This is a genomic window from uncultured Aliiroseovarius sp. (genome assembly GCF_947497285.1).
Taxonomy (GTDB): domain Bacteria; phylum Pseudomonadota; class Alphaproteobacteria; order Rhodobacterales; family Rhodobacteraceae; genus Aliiroseovarius.
This window is the reverse complement of sequence record NZ_CANMFT010000001.1, coordinates 572275-590240: the sequence shown is the minus strand read 5'-3', so window position 1 is coordinate 590240 and position 17966 is coordinate 572275. Positions and strand designations below refer to the sequence as shown.

The window sequence follows — 17966 nt, the reverse complement described above, 5'->3', positions numbered from 1 at the left end:
GTTGCCCCTTAGAAGAAAATCTCGGCCGCGGGGATGACCTCGCGGGATGTGGCTGTTGATAGAACAAGGTTGCCGTCCGCGTCCACCGTGTCAAACCGTCCGGTATATTCGGCGCGCGTGGTGCGCGCGGTGATGACCTCGCCCAGACGGGCGGCGCGGGCCAGCCACGCCTCGCGAATGGGCGCGAAACCATAGGTGGTGAAGCTCGCCTCGTGTTGCGCATAGGCGGGGGCCAGCAGGTCAAGAAACGCCTCTGGGGTCAGGCTGACCCCAGTTTCCCCGGCCAGACTGACAGGCGCAACGGCGCGTCCTTCGATGGCCGCTCCTTCGGGCGCGTCGATCAGGTTCACGCCGATGCCGATGGCAAAATGCCCAACCTGCGCGCCCAACCCGGCGCTTTCCAGCAAGATGCCAGCCACTTTGCCGCCGTTCAGCAGCACATCATTGGGCCACTTCAACGAAAACGCCTCCGGCCGACCGGTGGCCATGACGAGTGCATCAAAAAGCGCCAGCGAGGCCACGAAGCTTCGCAGCGCCACCTGTGCAGGTGGTTCGGTCGGGCGCATCACAAGCGTGGCTGAGAAATGTCCCTTGGGGTCTGCCCAAGCGCGGCCCCGGCGACCGCGGCCTGCGGTTTGCCGGTGGGCTAATATCCATGTTGGACCCAAAAGACCCGGCGCGATGCGCCGGGCCTCTTCATTGGTGCTGTCGACCTGGTCCAGAACGCGTTTTCCAACGCCCTCTGGCCAAGCCGTGACGGGTTTATTTGACAAGGGCTTCGGCCGCTGCAGCGGCGGCTGTTTCGATGCCGAAGAAATTGACGACGCCCAGAACAACAATCGCAGCCGATCCGACCAACGCCACCCAAGCGGCGGGCGACATTTTCATCTCGACCCCGGCGCCTTCTTCCCCGAAATACATGAAGTAGACAATGCGCAGGTAATAGAACGCACCGATCACCGATGCGATCACACCGGCCACAGCCAGCCATGCCAGACCGGATTGCACGGCAGCGATCAGCACACCGTATTTGGCAAAGAAGCCCAGCATCGGCGGCACACCGGCCAGCGAGAACAGCAAGATCAGCATGGCCAGCCCGCGCAGCTTGTCATTCACCGCAAACTGGTTCAGCGCCGAGATGTCAGCGACCGGGCGCCCGTCACGTTCCATCGACATGATGAAGGCGAAGGTGCCGATGTTCATGGTCAGGTAAACCGCCATATAGAGCAGCATCGCCTGCACACCGTATTCCGTGCCAGCGGCCAGACCCATCAAGGCGAAACCCATATGGGCGATCGACGAATAAGCCATCAGGCGTTTGATGTTGGTTTGACCAATGGCGGCAATGGCACCAAGGAACATCGACAACACGGCCAGAAGCGCGATGATCTGCTGCCAGTCTCCGATGGCTCCGCCGAACGCATCGAACAATACGCGGCCGAAAAGGCCCATTGCTGCCAGCTTTGGTGCGGTGGCGAAGAACGCCGTGACCGGGGTCGGCGCACCTTCGTATACGTCCGGCGTCCACATGTGGAACGGCACGGCCGAGACCTTGAAGGCCAAACCGGCAGTCACGAAGACCAGACCGATCAACAGGCCAAGGCCCACATGCCCGTCATTGGCAGCTTGAATGATGCCCGAGAACAACGTTGTGCCCGCATAGCCGTAGGTCAGCGACGCGCCGTAAAGCAGCAAGCCCGAGGACAACGCGCCCAGCACGAAATACTTAAGACCCGCCTCGGTCGATTTCACGCTGTCGCGGTTCAGGGACGCGACGACATAGAGCGACAGCGATTGCAGCTCCAGTCCCATGTAAAGCGACATCAGATCGCCTGCCGACACCATCATCATCATGCCGACGGTGCCAAGCGCCACGAGGATCGGGTATTCGAAGCGCAGAAGCCCGCGGCGCGACATCGTCGCCTCGCCCATCACCAGAACGGCAGCAGCGGCCAGCAGGATTGCCACCTTCGCAAAGCGCGCATAGGCGTCGTCCAGGAACATGCCACCGAAGCTCGCATGTGCGCCGTCACCACCTGCCACCATCAACGCGATGGCAACCATCACCGCACCGGTGATCCATGTGATCGGCTTCGCCAGCGCATCCTTGCCGGTATAAACCGCGCCCAAAAGGGCAACCATCGCATAGATGGCCAAAGCGAGTTCAGGCAGAACCGTTTGAATATCGACAGAGCTCATCTGTGCTCTCCTTAATGCGATGCAGTCTGGGCCATCTCTGCAACATCTGCAGGAACGGCGGCGTGGAAGTTGGTCAGAAGGGCCTCAACCGAGGGACCGATCATGTCGGTCACAAGGCTGGGATAGATGCCCAGAAGCAGGGTCATGAACACCAGCGGGGCGAAGATCATCTTCTCGCGCCCGTCCATGTCGGTGATCGACTTCAGGCTTTCCTTGATCAGATCGCCAAAGACGACGCGGCGATAAAGGTAAAGCGCATAGGCCGCCGAAAGGATCACACCCGAGGTGGCAACCAGCGCCACCCAAGTGTTGGCTTGGAACATACCGACCAGCGTCAGGAATTCACCGACAAAGCCAGAGGTGCCCGGCAGGCCGACATTGGCCATGGTGAAGAACATGAAGATCAGCGCATAGGCCGGCATCCGGTTCACAAGGCCTCCGTAAGCGTCAATCTCGCGGGTGTGCATGCGGTCATAGATGACGCCAACACACAAGAACAACGCGCCCGAGATAAAGCCGTGGCTGAGCATCTGGAAGATCGCGCCGTCCACACCTTGTTGGTTGAGCGAGAAGATACCCGCTGTCACATAACCCATATGTGCCACGGAGGAATACGCGATCAGCTTTTTCATGTCCTCCTGCACCAGCGCCACGAGCGAGGTGTAGACAATCGCGATGACCGACAGCCAAAGCACGAAAGTCGCCATCACATCCGTCCCAATCGGGAACATCGGCAAGCTGAAGCGCAGGAAGCCGTAGCCGCCCATCTTCAAAAGGATCGCGGCCAGCACGACCGAACCCGCTGTTGGCGCCTGAACGTGTGCATCCGGCAACCAGGTGTGCACCGGCCACATCGGCATTTTCACCGCGAACGAGGCGAAGAAGGCCAGGAACAAGAGCGTCTGCGCCCCGCCAACGATCTGGATGCCCAACAGGCTGAAACTGTCCGACCCGAACTTATGCGCCATCAGCGTCGGAATGTCGGTCGAGCCCGCATCCACATACATATAGACCATGGCAACCAGCATCAGGACCGAGCCGAGGAAGGTGTAAAGAAAGAACTTGAAGGCGGCATAGATCCGCTCTTTCCCGCCCCAGATCCCGATGATCAGGAACATGGGGATCAGGCCTGCTTCGAAGAACAGGTAGAACAGCACCAGATCCAGCGCCATGAAAACACCCAGCATAAGGGTTTCAAGCAGCAGGAAGGCGATCATGTATTCCTTCACGCGGGATTTTACGCCCCAGCTGGCCCAGATCGTCAGCGGCATCATGAAGGTGGTGAGCATCACGAACAGGACCGAAATCCCGTCGACGCCCATCTTGTATTTCAGGCCCATGATCCATTCACCTTCTTCCACGAACTGGAAGTCGGTGTTGGCAGAGTCAAACCCGGTCAGCAGAAGAAGCGAGAACAGGAACGTGGCCACAGTTGCCGCAAGTGCAAGCCACTTGGCGTTGCGAACGGCCGCTTCGTCATCCCCGCGCAGGAAAAGCGCAAGGATCACCGCCGCGACCAGCGGCAGGAAGGTGATGATGGAAAGCAGATTGTTCATTAGTGCGCTCCACCGCTGAAGAGGATCATGATTGTCACCAGAGCGACGATGCCGAGGACCATCGCGAAGGCATATGTAAAGACGTAGCCAGTTTGTGCCCGACCTGCCTGTTTGGTGAACCATGGGACAACGCCCATGGCGACCCCGTTCAGGAAGCCGTCGATGACGTTGCCGTCACCGCGCTTCCAGAAGAACCGCCCTATGGCGAAAGCAGGCTTGACGAAGAGCACGTCATAGATCTCGTCGAAATACCATTTGTTCAGCAGGAACTGGTAGACATGCGGGAACGTCTCGGCCAGCTTTTTGGGCAGGCTCGTGTTCACCATGTAGAACCAATAGGCCGTCACAAGCCCGATCAGCATCGCGATGAAGGGCGACACCTTGACCCAAGCGGGCGCATGGTGGGCATCGTCGATCACGGTGTTGTCCGCGCCCATGAAGATCGCACCTTTTGGTGCCTCCCCATGATGGACGGCGGCGACGGGGGCGTGGGCCGGATCTGCCATATTTGCGGCGTGATCCTCGTCCTCGGTATGGGTGGCGTCGGCGGTTGCGGTGTCCGTCGCCGGGGCTTCGGCGTGCGTGTCCGCAGCTTCGCCGTGGCTTGCGTCAGCCTCGGCATGCGTTTCAATCCCGAAGAAATGGTTGACCTTGTGATGGTCGCCAAAGAACGAGCCATACCAGATCATACCCGAGAAGATCGCACCCAGCGCCAGAACGCCAAGCGGCACCAGCATGACCATCGGGCTTTCATGCGCGTGTTCATGCGTGTGCTTGTCACCGCGCGCCTTGCCGTAGAACGTCATGAACATCAGCCGCCAGCTGTAGAAGCTGGTGAACAGCGCCGCGATGACCAGCATCCAGAAGGCATAGCCGCCTTGCGTGCCAGCATAGGCGCTTTCGATGATTGCGTCTTTCGACAGGAAGCCTGCAAAGCCGATGGTTGTCAGCGGAATGCCGACACCGGTGATGGCCAGCGTGCCGATCATCATTGCCCAGAAGGTCATCGGTAGCTTTTTGCGCAGGTTGCCATAGTTCCGCATGTCTTGTTCGTGGTGCATGCCGTGGATCACGGAGCCTGCCCCAAGGAACAACATCGCCTTGAAGAAGGCATGGGTGAACAGGTGGAACATGGCGACCGAATAAACGCCGACGCCGGCGGCCACGAACATGTAGCCCAGCTGCGAACAGGTCGAATAGGCGATCACGCGTTTGATGTCGTTTTGCACCAGCCCCACGGTGGCCGCGAAGAACGCGGTCGTGGCCCCGATGAAGACGATGACGCCAGTTGCCTCGGGCGCGTATTCCATCAAGGGCGACATGCGGCAGACAAGGAAGACACCCGCAGTCACCATGGTCGCAGCGTGGATCAGCGCCGACACGGGCGTCGGGCCTTCCATCGCGTCGGGCAGCCAGGTGTGCAAGAACAGCTGCGCCGATTTGCCCATCGCGCCGACAAACAGCAGGAACGCCAGCAGGTTGGCCGCATTCCAGTCGCGCCACAGGAAGTGAAGCTCGGTCTCGGCCAGCGCAGGGGCGGCGGCGAACACGTCGTCCAGCACAATCGAGTCCGTCAGGTAGAACAGACCGAAGATCCCCAGCGCGAAGCCGAAGTCACCCACACGGTTCACCACGAAGGCTTTGATCGCCGCCGCGTTGGCCGAGGGTTTCTTGTAGTAAAAGCCGATCAGCAGATAAGACGCGACGCCCACACCTTCCCAGCCAAAGAACATCTGAAGCAGGTTGTCGGCGGTGACCAGCATCAACATCGTGAAGGTGAAGAAGCTGAGATAGGCAAAGAAGCGGGGGCGATAGCTTTCGCCCTCAAATTGCGGATCGTGGGCCATGTAGCCCATGGAATAAAGGTGAACCAGCGACGACACCGTGGTCACGACGATCAGCATGATCGCGGTCAGCCGGTCTAGTCGGATCGACCAGTCAACCGACAGAGTGCCTGACTGCACCCAATCCAGAAGGTGGATGTGCTGGGTCTCGGACCCAAGGCTCAGGAACGTCGCCCAAGACAGCAGCGCAGACAGGAACAGAAGTGCCGTGGTCAGCACTTGCGCGCCCTTGTCGCCGATGACCCGATGGCCAAAGCCCGCGATCAGCGCACCGATCAGGGGGGCAAAGAGGATGATTTGTACCATTTGCCGTTAGCCTTTCATCACGTTGACATCTTCAACCGCGATGGTGCCGCGGTTTCGGAAGAAGCTGACAAGGATCGCCAGACCAATGGCCGCCTCGGCGGCCGCAACGGTCAGCACGAACAAGGTGAACACCTGCCCGACCAAATCGCCTAGGAAGCTTGAGAAGGCCACGAGGTTGATGTTCACCGCCAGAAGCATCAATTCAATCGACATCAACAAGATGATGATGTTCTTGCGGTTCAGGAACAGCCCGAAAATGCCGATGACGAACAGCGCCGCCGCCACCGCGAGATAGTGTTCAAGTCCAACCATGTGCTTGCGTCCCTTCGTTCCGGGCTTGGCTGCCGGTGCAGCCTGCCCAAGTCTTGTTATTCGTGTTCATCAAAGCCCCTGCCCCGGTTTCACGTCGATGATCTTCATCGCCTCGGCCGGGTCGCGGTGCATCTGGGCAATCACGTTCTGGCGTTTGATATTGGTGCGGTGGCGCAGGGTCAGGACGATCGCGCCGATCATGGCGACCAACAGGATCAAACCGGCCAGCTGAAACAGCAAGATGTAGTCTGTGTAAAGGATCATCCCCAGCGCCTGCGTGTTATGCGCGACATCAAGCGCGGGCGTTACAGCAGCACGCGCCGCCTCGGCCCCGTCCGAGAACTGCCAGACGCCAAAAATGGTGCCCAGTTCCATCAAGAGGATCACGCCGATCAGAAGTGCCAGCGGCAGCGATTTGGCCATTTCAGCCTTCAACGCCGCGAAATCCACATCCAGCATCATCACGACGAACAGGAACAGAACCGCGACCGCGCCCACATAGACGATCATCAGAAGCATCGCGACGAACTCGGCGCCCAGCAGGACAAACAGCCCGGTGGCCCCCACAAAAGCGGTGATCAGCCACAGGACCGAGTGGACCGGGTTTCTTGCCATCACGGTGAAGAACCCGCCCACCACAGTGGTCAGGGCAAAGAGGTAAAATGCGAAATCGGCAACGCTCATGCGTCCCCCTCCTCGTTGTCGGCAAACACGGCTTGCGCCAGTTCCAATGCACGGGTCATGGCCGGAAGGCCGCCCAGCATCGACATTTGATAGATCACCTCGGCGATCTCTTTCTCGGTCGCGCCCGCTTCCAAAGCGTGGCGCACGGTCATCTTGATCTGCGCGTCGGCTTGCGCGCCAAGAACGGTCAGACCCGCCAGCGTGATCAGCATCCGCGTCTTGGCATCCAGCCCGTCCTTGTTGAAGGCGTTGCCAAACATCATGTCCATCATGTCTTTCGGCATGGTCGGCATCATCTTGTCAAAACCCTGCGGCTTGAACGTCTCCAAGGCAGGATTGAAGTTGCGGAGCATTTCCTGCCCCTGCTCCATCATCTGTGCGTATAGTTTGGAGAAATCGTTCATGGCTTTTCCTTCGCGGTCACTTAGCGATACGGCGCGTCAAGTTCGATATTGCGGGCAATCTCGGCTTCCCAGCGTTCGCCGTTCTCAAGCAGTTTGGCCTTGTCGTAAAACAGTTCCTCGCGCGTTTCGGTCGCAAACTCGAAGTTCGGGCCTTCGACGATCGCATCCACCGGGCAGGCTTCCTGACAGAAGCCGCAATAGATGCACTTGGTCATATCAATGTCATAGCGCGTCGTGCGGCGCGATCCGTCGTCGCGGGGTTCGGCGTCAATCGTGATCGCCTGCGCGGGGCAGATCGCCTCGCACAGCTTACAGGCGATGCAACGCTCTTCCCCGTTGGGATAGCGGCGCAGCGCATGCTCCCCCCGGAAACGCGGGGACAACGCACCTTTTTCATGCGGGTAGTTCAACGTCACCTTGGGCGCGAAGAAGTATTTCAGCCCCAGTCCGAACCCCTTGATGAAGTCCGTCAGCAGGAAGTATTTCGTTGCGCGTGCGTAGTCGAATGCCATCCGATCAGCCCCCTACAGTCCAGCGGGCGTAAGTGCCCCAGAATGCCCCGTATTGGGCGAAGAATGCGACCAGAACAACCCATGCCAGCGACAAAGGCAGGAAGACTTTCCAACCGATGCGCATCAACTGGTCATAGCGGTAGCGCGGCGTGATGGCTTTCACCATCGAGAACACGAAGAAGAAGAAGAAGATCTTCGCAAACAGCCACAGGATACCATCCGGCAGCGCCTCGACCGGCGACAGCCAGCCGCCGAAGAACAGGATCGAAATCAGCGTGCACATCAGAACGATGGCCACGTATTCACCGATCATGAACAGAAGGAACGGGGTCGACGAGTATTCCACTTGATAGCCTGCGACCAGTTCCGATTCAGCCTCGGGCAGGTCGAACGGCGGGCGGTTGGTTTCAGCCAAAGCCGAGATCAGGAACAGGAACACCATCGGGAAGTGCGGCAGCCAATACCAGCTCAAGAGCCCCTTGCCGTCTTGCGCCATGACAATGTCGCCGAAGTTCATCGAGCCGGTCGTCAGGATCACACCGATGATGATCAGGCCGATCGACACCTCGTAAGAAATCATCTGTGCGGCGGACCGCAGCGAGCCAAGGAACGGGTATTTCGAGTTCGACGCCCAGCCGCCCATGATCACGCCGTAGACCTCAAGCGAGGACACCGCGAACACAAACAGGATCGCCACGTTCACATCGGCCAGAACCCAGCCATCGTTGAATGGGATCACGGCCCAGGCGAGCATCGCCAAGACGAAGCTCATCAGAGGTGCCAGGAAAAATACGAAGCGGTCCGCGCCTGCGGGCACCACAATCTCTTTCAGCACATATTTGATGAAGTCCGCGAAGGACTGCAAAACGCCAAACGCGCCAACCACGTTGGGGCCTTTGCGCATCTGCACCGCTGCCCAGACCTTGCGGTCGAAATAAAGCAGGAAGGCCAGCGCGACCAGAAGCGGGACCACGATCAGCAGACACTGACCAAGGATCAAAAGGGCGATGCCCAGATTTGTTGTCGTGAAGAATTCAATCATTTCTCTTCATGCCCTTAGACCGTCGGTATTCCGTTTTCAAAACAGCTCTGAGCGGTGACCGCCGCGTCAATTGTCACCAGCCCACGCGGAAGCGTCTCTGACACCCAATAGACCGACCTTCCAGTCCAGATACTGTTGTCTCGTGTCACACTTGTCAGAACGTGACGGGTGAACCCATAGCCCCGACTAAGTGTATATTGCGCTGCTACACATTCAGCATACTCAGCGACATCTTCATTCTTTACTTCGCCATTCAGACGCACGGTGATCTGCACCAATTCGTCATCCAAACGTTTTGTTTGAACGCCGAGATACGAAATCTTCCATTTGTCTTCCAGCGCGTCGAAGCTGTTCTCCAACGGGTTGGTTTCCAGCATCGTGGCTTCTTGACCCGCATTGTGTGCGTCCGCACTGATCAAGGCGATATCCTCGCCTGCCGCTGCATCGGTGCTCGCTTCAGTCGACACATTCGACGCAACCTGAGTTGTCCGGTTGGACGCAGCCCACCAACATTCGCCACGCGCTCTGCCCACAGGTCGCCCCGGCGTGTGAAGGATCACATGCTCGCCATTTTCCGAGCCACTCACGGTCTGGACAGCCAAGCCGCCATCCTTAGGCTCGCCAGTTTGGCAATCACTCAGTCCAATGGCCTGCTTCATGACGCCTCCGACATGATCAAGAAACGCACAGGACGACAGGGCGGAGGTGATCACCACCACGCCCAGCAATCGTTTGCCCCATCTTCCTATGATCACGGGAAATCCCATAAACTTTTCAGACCCTTAGTTACTCTGCCGCCAGCTTCGACGACGCCCGTGCGCGCGCCTGTGCTGACAGCTCTGCCATCACCTCTGACGCCCGTGCGATCGGGTTGGTCAGATAAAAATCACCGATTGTGTAACGGAAGCTCGCCGCCCCCATCTTGTCGACCGGCAACGGTTGCCATTCATTCTCTGCCACCTGATCGACACCACCCAAAACCGGTGCGGCCTCGACCATCGCCCGGCGCAGGCCCGCCAGGCTGTCCCAGGGCAAGGTCGCGTCCAGTTCAGCAGACAGAGCGCGCAGGATGGCCCAGTTTTCCTTGGCCTCGCCCGGTGCGAAATTCGCCCGCAGCGCCAGTTGGGGGCGGCCTTCGGTGTTGACGAACAGCCCGCCTTCTTCGGTATAGGCTGCGCCCGGCAGGATCACGTCGGCACGCATCGCACCACGGTCGCCGTGGCTGCCCTGATAGATCACGAAGGGGCCAGCATCGATGTCAATCTCATCGGCACCCATGTTGTAAATCACGTCCGCGCCCATCGTGGCCGCTTCCATGCCACCCTCGGTCACGGCGCCAACATCCATCGCGCCAACGCGGCCAGCGGCGGTGTGCAGGATCATCAGCTTCGATCCGGTGTCCTCGGCCAGCTTCATCGCGTTGGACAGAACCGCCAGACCATCGGCTTCGCGCACAGCGCCCATGCCCACGATCACCACCGACGGGGCATCTTTCACCGCGCCGTAGTCTTTGCCCACGATGCTTTCCAGCGCCGCGCGGTCATTGCCGACATGCGCATAATCATAAGTCAGATCAACGGCTTCGCCGACCAGACCGACCTGAGCGCCCTTGAGCCACGCCTTGCGAATGCGCGCATTCAGAACCGGCGATTCAACGCGCGGGTTGGTGCCGATCAGTTGGATGAATTTCGCGTTGTCGATATCTTCAATCGACGCCGTGCCGACATAGCCCGAACGATTGCCGATGGGCAAACGCGCGTTGTCGGTGCGGCACTCGACATTGCCGCCAAGCCCTTCGACCAGGGTTTTCAGGCTGAACGCTGCTTCGGTCGGGGCCAGATCACCGACCAGACCCGCAACTTTCTTGGCGCCCTTCATGGCGTCGGCCGCCTTGGTCAGCGCCTCGGCCCAGGTGGCTTTGCGCAGTTTGCCGTCATCGCGAATGTAGGGCACGTCCAGACGCTGGCGGCGCAAACCGTCCCAGATGAAGCGGGTCTTGTCGGAAATCCACTCCTCGTTCACGCCATCATGGTTGCGCGGCAGAACGCGCATGACTTCGCGACCTTTGGTATCGACCCGGATGTTTGACCCAAGCGCATCCATCACGTCGATGGTTTCGGTCTTGGTCAGCTCCCACGGGCGGGCGGTGAACGCGTAGGGTTTCGAGGTCAGCGCGCCAACCGGACACAGGTCAATGATGTTGCCCTGAAGGTTGCTGTCCAGCGTTTGGTTCAGATAGCTAACAATCTCGGCATCTTCGCCGCGACCGGTCTGGCCCATCTGGGCGATACCGGCGACTTCCGTGGTGAAGCGCACGCAGCGGGTGCAGCTGATGCAGCGCGTCATCGCGGTGCCAACCAGCGGACCCAGATCAATATCGTCCACGGCGCGTTTTTGTTCCTTGAAGCGCGACCCGGACAGACCGTAAGCCATCGCCTGATCCTGCAAATCGCACTCGCCGCCCTGATCGCAAATCGGGCAGTCCAGCGGGTGGTTGATCAGCATGAACTCCATCACGCCTTCACGGGCCTTCTTGACCATGGGCGAGTTGGTTTTAACCACAGGCGGCTGGCCTTCGGGACCGGGGCGCAAATCGCGCACCTGCATGGCGCAGGAGGCCGCGGGCTTGGGCGGACCGCCCACGACTTCGACCAAACACATGCGGCAGTTGCCAGCAATCGACAGGCGTTCGTGATAGCAGAAACGGGGCACCTCGATCCCGGCCACTTCGCAGGCCTGGATCAGCGTCATCGCGCCATCAACTTCAACTTCCATGTCGTCAATGACGATCTTTTTCAAGTCGCTCATCACGGTCCCTTTTTCAATTCGCAAGCCGAGGTGTTCCCCGTGCCCGCACGTGTCTGCCCCTAGCGTTCGTAAAGCAACGAACCAGCGAAGGAGCCCTTTTCAATCTCGGCGCGGCCAACCGCGCAATAGCTTTCCTCGTCGCCCGCATTCACACCACGCTTGGCCAAGATCGGCTCGGCAATCGCGCGGAACCGGTCCTGCTCGGATTTGCTGTCGACATAGGCCATCACCTCTTTCGATGTGAAACCCAGTGCCATCGCATGTTTGCGCAATGAAAACGCCTTGTTCAAAAGGCGCAGCTTGCGCAGGTGCAAGGACGAGCAGTTTTCGTCAATCAGATAGGCAATCGACGCGCCCAGCAATTCGCTGTGCATGCGGTCGTCGTCACGCAGCGGCGCATAGTCCTGGGCCGAGGCCATGCTCGTCGTGGCGGTGGCGGCCATAACCGAGGCAAAGGCGAAAATACGTAGTTTCTTCATGACAGTTCTCCTTTTGTCATGAAGCACGTGGGGACGCAGGGGGCTGACATGCAATAACAACGCACCGAAACGGGCGCTTTCGCACCTGTTTTCAATATGTTGTGTTGCATTACCATTTTCATGTCTTCCCTTGCCCAAGCCGACGGATCACTCCGCCGCGATGCTGGCCTTGCCTTGTTTGTTCACTTGAATGCGGTCTTCGATTTCGTCGCGGAAGTTGCGGATCAGGCCCTGAATGGGCCATGCCGCCGCGTCACCCAAGGCACAGATCGTGTGGCCTTCCACCTGCTTGGTCACGTCCCAAAGCATGTCGATTTCCTCGACCTCAGCCTCGCCGCGCATCAGGCGATCCATCACGCGCATCATCCAGCCGGTGCCTTCCCGGCACGGCGTGCACTGGCCGCAGCTTTCGTGTTTGTAGAACTTCGCCAGACGCCAGATCGCCTTGATAATGTCGGTCTGCTTATCCATTACGATCACCGCCGCGGTGCCAAGGCCCGAGCCGAGCTCTCCGCGCAGGTAGTCGAAATCCATGATCGCGTCGCGCATGTTTTCACCACGCACGCATGGCACGGACGAGCCACCGGGGATTACGGCTTTCAAATTGTCCCAACCACCGCGAATGCCGCCGCAATGCTTTTCGATCAACTCCTCGAAGGAAATCGACATGGCCTCTTCGACGACGCAGGGGTTGTTCACGTGACCCGAGATGCCAAACAGCTTGGTGCCGGAGTTGTTGGGGCGACCAAAGCCCGCGAACCATTCGGGCCCACGGCGAAGGATGGTCGGCACAACGGCGATGCTTTCCACGTTGTTCACCGTGGTCGGGCAACCATAGAGGCCCGCGCCCGCCGGGAACGGCGGCTTCATGCGCGGCATGCCCTTCTTGCCTTCAAGGCTTTCGAGCAGAGCGGTTTCTTCACCACAGATATAGGCGCCTGCACCGTGGTGCAGGAACAGGTCGAAATCCCAGCCGGAATTTGCCGCGTTCTTGCCCAGAAGACCGGCGTCATAACATTCGTCGATCGCAGCCTGCAGGGCTTCGCGCTCGCGGATATATTCGCCGCGAATGTAGATGTAAGATGTATTGGCGTTCATCGCGAAAGACGCGATCAGCGCGCCTTCGATCAGCGTGTGCGGATCGTGGCGCATAATCTCGCGGTCTTTACAGGTGCCCGGCTCGGATTCGTCGGCGTTAATCACCAGATAGGCCGGACGACCGTCGCTTTCCTTCGGCATGAAGGACCATTTCAGGCCGGTCGGAAACCCTGCCCCACCACGACCCCGCAGGCCCGAGGCTTTCATCTGCTCGATGATCCAGTCCCGGCCCTTCTTGATGATCCCGGCGGTGCCGTCCCAGTGGCCGCGTTGCTTTGCGCCCGCAAGAGTGCGTTCGTGCATGCCGTAAAGGTTGGTAAAGATCCGGTCTTTATCCTGCAGCATTCGTTCTTATCCTTCATCCGCCCGGCGCTTGCGCCAGATCCGATACGTTACCACCAGGCCAAACAAGAACCCGGCAAGGGCCAGAAGATCCACCAACGCCATGGTCCTGTTGGACCAGTCGAGGCTTTTCCCAACCCATGTGCCACCGACCCACAGCGCACCGGTGAAGGCGATGACAAGACCTGCCAGGCGCCCTTCCCGCTGTATGCTGTTTTTTGGATCGGTGTGCATGATCTGTGTCATCCTTTAATAAACATCGCCCTTTTTGACCTTTTTCGAGAACGCGGTTTCCCCGCCCTCGGCCAAGGTCTTGGCTTGTTCCACCCAGCCGTCACGTTCGATCCGGCCTTTGAAGCTTAGGTTGTCATCAACCCACGAAATCTCGTCCGCGGTCCATTTGGCGACCTGGTCGAAATGCCAAAACCCCAGACCATTCAGCGTCTGTTCCAACTTCGGACCCACGCCCTTCAGTTGTTTCAGATCGTCGGCGCCAGATTTACGCGGCGCTTTCAGGGTGCGTGGCTTTTTCGGCTGGCCAGTCTGCGCGGGTGCTGCCGCTGCTTTCGCTGCGGGCTTGCTGGCGGGCTTGGCGGCTTTCGCTGCGGGCTTCTTGGCCGCCTTCGCAGCCGGTTTCTTTGCGGTCGATGCCTTTGCTGCTGTTTTCTTCGCAGCAGGTTTCTTGTCCGCAGGTTTCTTTTTCGCAGGGGGCGTTGCAGCCTCTGCGGGCACAGGTGCGCCGTCCATCGCGGCCGCCGGAATGCTGGCTGCCGATGCTGCTACGTCCTCAGATGCCGAGGCATCCGCTGCACGGGTGCTGGCGGTTGCGTTGCCACTCAGACTCGCGGCCGTCATCTCGCCCTTGGCGGGACGGGTATCGACCACTTCGCCACAAAGGAATTTCTGCAGAAGTATAGCCGCGGCGACGGCCACGATGATGCCAACGATCAGGCCGATGAAGCCAGAAATCATCAGGAAAACTGCGAAACCCAGCAGCGCGCCGATCATCCAGCACATGTTCTTGCAGTTAAAAAATCCAGTATTGTTACTCATTGTCCCTATCCCTGTTGTTGATTGTGGACACATTTGTCGGGCGCACAGATGCGTTGGCATTTTTCTGCCTTTTCTTACGCTTATGTTCCAAACGACCCGTCAACATACCTGGTTCCTGTCAGACCTTGCCCTTCTTGCCCTTGCGTGAGAACGCGGTGTCACCGCCTTCTGCAAGGATCTTGGCTTGCTCTACCCATCCGTCACGCTCAATCCGACCTTTGAAGGACAATTGATCGTCAACCCAGGCAATTTCTTCCGCACCCCATTTGGCAACCTGATCAAAATGCCAGAAGCCAAGGCCATTCAGGACACCTTCCAGCTTGGGGCCAACGCCCTTCAGCAGTTTCAGGTCATCCGCACCCGACTTGCGGGGGGTCTTCATGACGCGCGGTTTCTTGGTTTCTGTTCCCGCAACCGGCGCAACGGCAGGCTTCACCGGAGGTTTGGCAATTTTCTTGCTGTCGTCCTCGGGCACTTTGCGCACTGGTTTTTGCTTGTTTGCAGGCTTCGCGCTTGCCGCCGGTTTCGGTGGCTGCGTCTTGCCGCTGGTCGCGTTCTTGCCCAGCCACGGCGTCAACAAAGGCACTTCGGTGCCGTCGATCCGTTTGACCGTGTCGCCAAGATCGGTGGCCAGTTGCGCGCTCGCGTTATACTGCGTCTTGCCGCTGTCATATTCTTTCAGGCTGGTCAGACCCGACAGAGGTTCGGACGCATAACGCCCGTTCTGCGGGCCCGGCACGGGCACTTTGCCAGCGGCCAGATCATCCAGCAGCTTGGCGAAGGTTTCGGCGGTCAGATCTTCGTAATAATCCTTACCGATCTGGGCCATCGGCGCGTTGGTGCAGGCACCCAAGCATTCGACCTCTTCCCAGCTGAACTTGCCATCGGCAGACACGACATGCGGCTTGTCGGCGATCTTTTCACGGCACACCGCGATCAGATCTTCCGCACCACAGATCATGCAGGACGTTGTGCCACAAATCTGGATATTTGCCACAGAACCAACAGGTTGTAGCTGGAACATGAAGTAGAACGAGGCCACTTCCAGCACCCGGATATCGGCCATGTCCAGCATATCAGCGATATGTTCAATCGCAGGCTTGGTCAGCCAGCCTTCCTGTTCCTGCGCGCGCCACAAAAGCGGGATCACAGCCGAGGCCTGACGTCCTTCGGGGTATTTCGAAATCTGCCCTTCGGCCCACGCAAGGTTGGCGGGCGTGAAAGCGAAGCTTTCGGGTTGTTCATGATGCAAACGGCGGAGCATTAGCGGTCGATCTCCCCAAACACGATGTCCATGGTGCCGATAATGGCGGCGACGTCGGCCAGTTGGTGGCCTGTGGCCACATGGTTCATTGACTGCAGGTGAAGGTATCCGGGCGCGCGGATCTTGGCGCGGTAGGGTTTGTTTGACCCGTCCGACACAAGATAGACGCCAAACTCGCCCTTGGGCGCTTCGACGGCGGCATAAACCTCGCCTGCTGGGACCTTGAAGCCTTCGGTGTAAAGCTTGAAATGGTGGATCAGGCTTTCCATTGATCGCTTCATATCGCCACGCGACGGCGGTGTCAGTTTACCACGCGCCAGCACGTCGCCCTGCCCTTCGGGCGCGCGCAGCTTGGCAATGGCTTGGTGAATGATCGACAGCGACTGGCGCATCTCTTCCAAGCGGACCAGATAACGGTCATAACAATCGCCCTTGGTGCCGACGGGAACCTGGAACTCAAACTCGTCGTAGCATTCGTAAGGCTGAGCGCGACGCAGGTCCCACGCCAACCCCGATCCGCGCGCCATAATTCCGGAATAGCCGTAATTCTGGATGTCTTCTTCGGTCACAACGCCAATATCGACGTTTCGCTGTTTGAAGATGCGGTTCTCGGTCAGCAGACCGCCGATGTCGTCCAGCACTTGCGGGAAGCCATTGGCCCATGCCTCGATATCGTCGATCAGGTCAGGCGGAAGATCCTGATGCACCCCACCGGGGCGGAAATAGGCCGCGTGCATGCGTGCACCACAAGCCCGTTCGTAAAAGATCATCAGGTTTTCACGCGCCTCAAGCCCCCACAGCGGCGGCGTCAGAGCGCCAACGTCCATCGCCTGCGTGGTCACGTTGAACACGTGGTTCATGATGCGGCCGATTTCCGAAAACAGAACCCGGATCAGAGAGCCGCGACGCGGCACTTCCACGCCCGTCAGCTTTTCAATCGCCAGACACCAGGCGTGTTCCTGGTTCATCGGCGCCACATAGTCGAGCCGGTCGAAATAGGGCAGGTTTTGCAGATAGGTGCGGCTTTCCATCAGCTTTTCGGTGCCACGGTGCAGCAGGCCGATATGCGGGTCAGCACGTTCGACAATCTCGCCGTCCAGTTCCAACACCATGCGAAGCACGCCGTGGGCGGCCGGGTGTTGCGGGCCGAAATTGATGTTGAAGTTGCGGATCTTCTGTTCGCCGGTCAGGGCGTCGTCGAAGTCCTTGGATCCGTCCATCATGCGCTCACCATCTTCTGGGTCCATTCCGACGGAAGCTCACCCATGAACTTCTCGACGAAATTGTATTGCGGTTTCAGTGCTGCTTGCAGTTGGGCGCGTTGGCCCATCGGCAGCGCGGCTTTCACGCTTTGGTGCACCATGCGGTCAAACGGTGCGGGCTGGGGGACAATCCCCAGAAACGCGCACAAGCGTTCGATGGCGGCAGGTGTGAAAAGCCGTTCATAAAATTCGATATGCAGCGCCTCGCGCGGGATCGCGCGGGTCAGCCGGTTCAGCGTCCGGCGATAATTCGAACGGTCAAGGATATTGTCGGCGGTGCCGTTCAACACACCGTCAACCTTCGCATCCAGCGCCGTCTGGCCCCCGGCCCCCGCGACCATGCGGATATTCGACCAGATCCGGTCCACCGGATCGCGCATCAGGTAAACAAAGCGCACTTTGTCTGTCAGTGCGGCCATCGTCGCCAGCGTCTTTTCTTTGAGCAATCCGTAAGCGGGGGTGAAATCGCCGATCACACGGGCCTTTTCCCCACCTTCCTGCACATAGTTCAGATAGGCGGCGTCATCGCGGGTCTTGCCGTCAAAAGTCGCAAGCCAGCGTTCCAGATCAGCGACAAGGCGGTGTTGCCACGCGGTCGGCTTCTCGGCACGGGCGCGATCAAGCCGCGCTTGGGCTTCTTTGCGGTGCCACGCGCCATTGCCCTGCTCCAAAGCGTCGAAATAGTGCAATTCCTTCACCGCCGGGAAATGACACTCCCGGTGACCATAGAGGTAGTCGAACAGCCAGCTTGTGCCAGCTTTCGTTGCCCCAAGGCAGAATATGAAGGTTTGCCCGCTCATC

The 17966-nt window shown here is 59.1% G+C and carries 18 protein-coding genes; all 18 read right to left on the bottom strand.

Annotated features, from left to right (window positions below):
- Positions 1 to 8: 8 nt before the first annotated feature.
- Complete coding sequence (locus tag Q0864_RS02790; protein WP_298565967.1) at positions 9 to 773, bottom strand: biotin--[acetyl-CoA-carboxylase] ligase; 765 nt, start codon at positions 771 to 773, stop codon at positions 9 to 11.
- On the bottom strand, positions 763 to 2199 hold the full coding sequence (gene nuoN / locus Q0864_RS02785) for an NADH-quinone oxidoreductase subunit NuoN (protein ID WP_298565965.1): 1437 nt from the start codon (positions 2197 to 2199) through the stop codon (positions 763 to 765). The genes Q0864_RS02790 and nuoN overlap by 11 nt, the downstream gene beginning before the upstream one ends.
- Before the next feature lie 11 nt (positions 2200 to 2210).
- Entirely contained in the window at positions 2211 to 3755 is a 1545-nt protein-coding gene (locus Q0864_RS02780) for an NADH-quinone oxidoreductase subunit M (protein ID WP_298565962.1), read from the bottom strand.
- Positions 3755 to 5905, bottom strand: coding sequence for an NADH-quinone oxidoreductase subunit L (nuoL, locus tag Q0864_RS02775; protein WP_298565960.1), 2151 nt, complete (start codon positions 5903 to 5905; stop codon positions 3755 to 3757). The genes Q0864_RS02780 and nuoL overlap by 1 nt, the downstream gene beginning before the upstream one ends.
- Before the next feature lie 6 nt (positions 5906 to 5911).
- A complete protein-coding gene (gene nuoK, locus Q0864_RS02770; RefSeq protein ID WP_298565958.1) occupies positions 5912 to 6217 on the bottom strand; it encodes an NADH-quinone oxidoreductase subunit NuoK in 306 nt (101 codons plus the stop codon).
- Between the two features lie 69 nt (positions 6218 to 6286).
- Entirely contained in the window at positions 6287 to 6901 is a 615-nt protein-coding gene (locus Q0864_RS02765; RefSeq protein ID WP_298565956.1) for an NADH-quinone oxidoreductase subunit J, read from the bottom strand.
- Positions 6898 to 7305 (bottom strand): carboxymuconolactone decarboxylase family protein, encoded by a 408-nt coding sequence (locus tag Q0864_RS02760; protein ID WP_298565953.1) that lies wholly within the window; start codon positions 7303 to 7305, stop codon positions 6898 to 6900. The genes Q0864_RS02765 and Q0864_RS02760 overlap by 4 nt, the downstream gene beginning before the upstream one ends.
- A 20-nt stretch (positions 7306 to 7325) precedes the next feature.
- Positions 7326 to 7817 carry an NADH-quinone oxidoreductase subunit NuoI gene (nuoI, locus tag Q0864_RS02755; RefSeq protein ID WP_298565951.1) on the bottom strand — a complete coding sequence of 164 codons (492 nt, stop codon included), beginning with the start codon at positions 7815 to 7817 and terminating at the stop codon, positions 7326 to 7328.
- 4 nt (positions 7818 to 7821) lie between these two features.
- Complete coding sequence (nuoH, locus tag Q0864_RS02750) at positions 7822 to 8859, bottom strand: NADH-quinone oxidoreductase subunit NuoH (RefSeq protein ID WP_298565948.1); 1038 nt, start codon at positions 8857 to 8859, stop codon at positions 7822 to 7824.
- A 14-nt stretch (positions 8860 to 8873) separates the two neighbouring features.
- On the bottom strand, positions 8874 to 9614 hold the full coding sequence (locus tag Q0864_RS02745; RefSeq protein WP_298565945.1) for a hypothetical protein: 741 nt from the start codon (positions 9612 to 9614) through the stop codon (positions 8874 to 8876).
- Positions 9615 to 9645: 31 nt separating this feature from the next.
- Positions 9646 to 11667 carry an NADH-quinone oxidoreductase subunit NuoG gene (gene nuoG / locus Q0864_RS02740; protein ID WP_298565942.1) on the bottom strand — a complete coding sequence of 674 codons (2022 nt, stop codon included), beginning with the start codon at positions 11665 to 11667 and terminating at the stop codon, positions 9646 to 9648.
- Between the two features lie 59 nt (positions 11668 to 11726).
- On the bottom strand, positions 11727 to 12146 hold the full coding sequence (locus Q0864_RS02735) for a DUF5333 domain-containing protein (RefSeq protein ID WP_298565939.1): 420 nt from the start codon (positions 12144 to 12146) through the stop codon (positions 11727 to 11729).
- Between the two features lie 147 nt (positions 12147 to 12293).
- Positions 12294 to 13589: an NADH-quinone oxidoreductase subunit NuoF gene (gene nuoF, locus Q0864_RS02730; RefSeq protein WP_298565936.1), complete on the bottom strand. Its 1296-nt coding sequence runs from the start codon at positions 13587 to 13589 to the stop codon at positions 12294 to 12296.
- Positions 13590 to 13595: 6 nt separating this feature from the next.
- Positions 13596 to 13820: a DUF5337 domain-containing protein gene (locus Q0864_RS02725; protein ID WP_248370283.1), complete on the bottom strand. Its 225-nt coding sequence runs from the start codon at positions 13818 to 13820 to the stop codon at positions 13596 to 13598.
- Between the two features lie 15 nt (positions 13821 to 13835).
- The gene (locus tag Q0864_RS16555; protein WP_363317596.1) at positions 13836 to 14639 is read right to left on the bottom strand and encodes an NADH:quinone oxidoreductase; all 804 of its coding nucleotides are present in this window, start codon (positions 14637 to 14639) and stop codon (positions 13836 to 13838) included.
- 118 nt (positions 14640 to 14757) lie between these two features.
- A complete protein-coding gene (locus tag Q0864_RS02715; RefSeq protein ID WP_298565932.1) occupies positions 14758 to 15903 on the bottom strand; it encodes an NADH-quinone oxidoreductase subunit E in 1146 nt (381 codons plus the stop codon).
- Positions 15903 to 17123, bottom strand: coding sequence for an NADH-quinone oxidoreductase subunit D (locus Q0864_RS02710; protein ID WP_298566177.1), 1221 nt, complete (start codon positions 17121 to 17123; stop codon positions 15903 to 15905). The genes Q0864_RS02715 and Q0864_RS02710 overlap by 1 nt, the downstream gene beginning before the upstream one ends.
- Entirely contained in the window at positions 17123 to 17965 is an 843-nt protein-coding gene (locus Q0864_RS02705) for a sulfotransferase (protein ID WP_298565930.1), read from the bottom strand. The genes Q0864_RS02710 and Q0864_RS02705 overlap by 1 nt, the downstream gene beginning before the upstream one ends.
- Position 17966 lies beyond the last annotated feature (1 nt).

Bases quoted from the DNA above. Each gene is read 5' to 3' on its own strand.
- nuoN (WP_298565965.1), bottom strand. From the start codon at position 2,199: ATGAGCTCTGTCGATATTCAAACGGTTCTGCCTGAACTCGCTTTGGCC.
- Q0864_RS02780 (WP_298565962.1), bottom strand. From the start codon at position 3,755: ATGAACAATCTGCTTTCCATCATCACCTTCCTGCCGCTGGTCGCGGCG.
- nuoL (WP_298565960.1), bottom strand. From the start codon at position 5,905: ATGGTACAAATCATCCTCTTTGCCCCCCTGATCGGTGCGCTGATCGCG.
- nuoK (WP_298565958.1), bottom strand. From the start codon at position 6,217: ATGGTTGGACTTGAACACTATCTCGCGGTGGCGGCGGCGCTGTTCGTC.
- Q0864_RS02765 (WP_298565956.1), bottom strand. From the start codon at position 6,901: ATGAGCGTTGCCGATTTCGCATTTTACCTCTTTGCCCTGACCACTGTG.
- Q0864_RS02760 (WP_298565953.1), bottom strand. From the start codon at position 7,305: ATGAACGATTTCTCCAAACTATACGCACAGATGATGGAGCAGGGGCAG.
- nuoI (WP_298565951.1), bottom strand. From the start codon at position 7,817: ATGGCATTCGACTACGCACGCGCAACGAAATACTTCCTGCTGACGGAC.
- nuoH (WP_298565948.1), bottom strand. From the start codon at position 8,859: ATGATTGAATTCTTCACGACAACAAATCTGGGCATCGCCCTTTTGATC.
- nuoG (WP_298565942.1), bottom strand. From the start codon at position 11,667: ATGAGCGACTTGAAAAAGATCGTCATTGACGACATGGAAGTTGAAGTT.
- Q0864_RS02735 (WP_298565939.1), bottom strand. From the start codon at position 12,146: ATGAAGAAACTACGTATTTTCGCCTTTGCCTCGGTTATGGCCGCCACC.
- nuoF (WP_298565936.1), bottom strand. From the start codon at position 13,589: ATGCTGCAGGATAAAGACCGGATCTTTACCAACCTTTACGGCATGCAC.
- Q0864_RS02725 (WP_248370283.1), bottom strand. From the start codon at position 13,820: ATGCACACCGATCCAAAAAACAGCATACAGCGGGAAGGGCGCCTGGCA.
- Q0864_RS16555 (WP_363317596.1), bottom strand. From the start codon at position 14,639: ATGAGTAACAATACTGGATTTTTTAACTGCAAGAACATGTGCTGGATG.
- Q0864_RS02715 (WP_298565932.1), bottom strand. From the start codon at position 15,903: ATGCTCCGCCGTTTGCATCATGAACAACCCGAAAGCTTCGCTTTCACG.
- Q0864_RS02710 (WP_298566177.1), bottom strand. From the start codon at position 17,123: ATGGACGGATCCAAGGACTTCGACGACGCCCTGACCGGCGAACAGAAG.
- Q0864_RS02705 (WP_298565930.1), bottom strand. From the start codon at position 17,965: ATGAGCGGGCAAACCTTCATATTCTGCCTTGGGGCAACGAAAGCTGGC.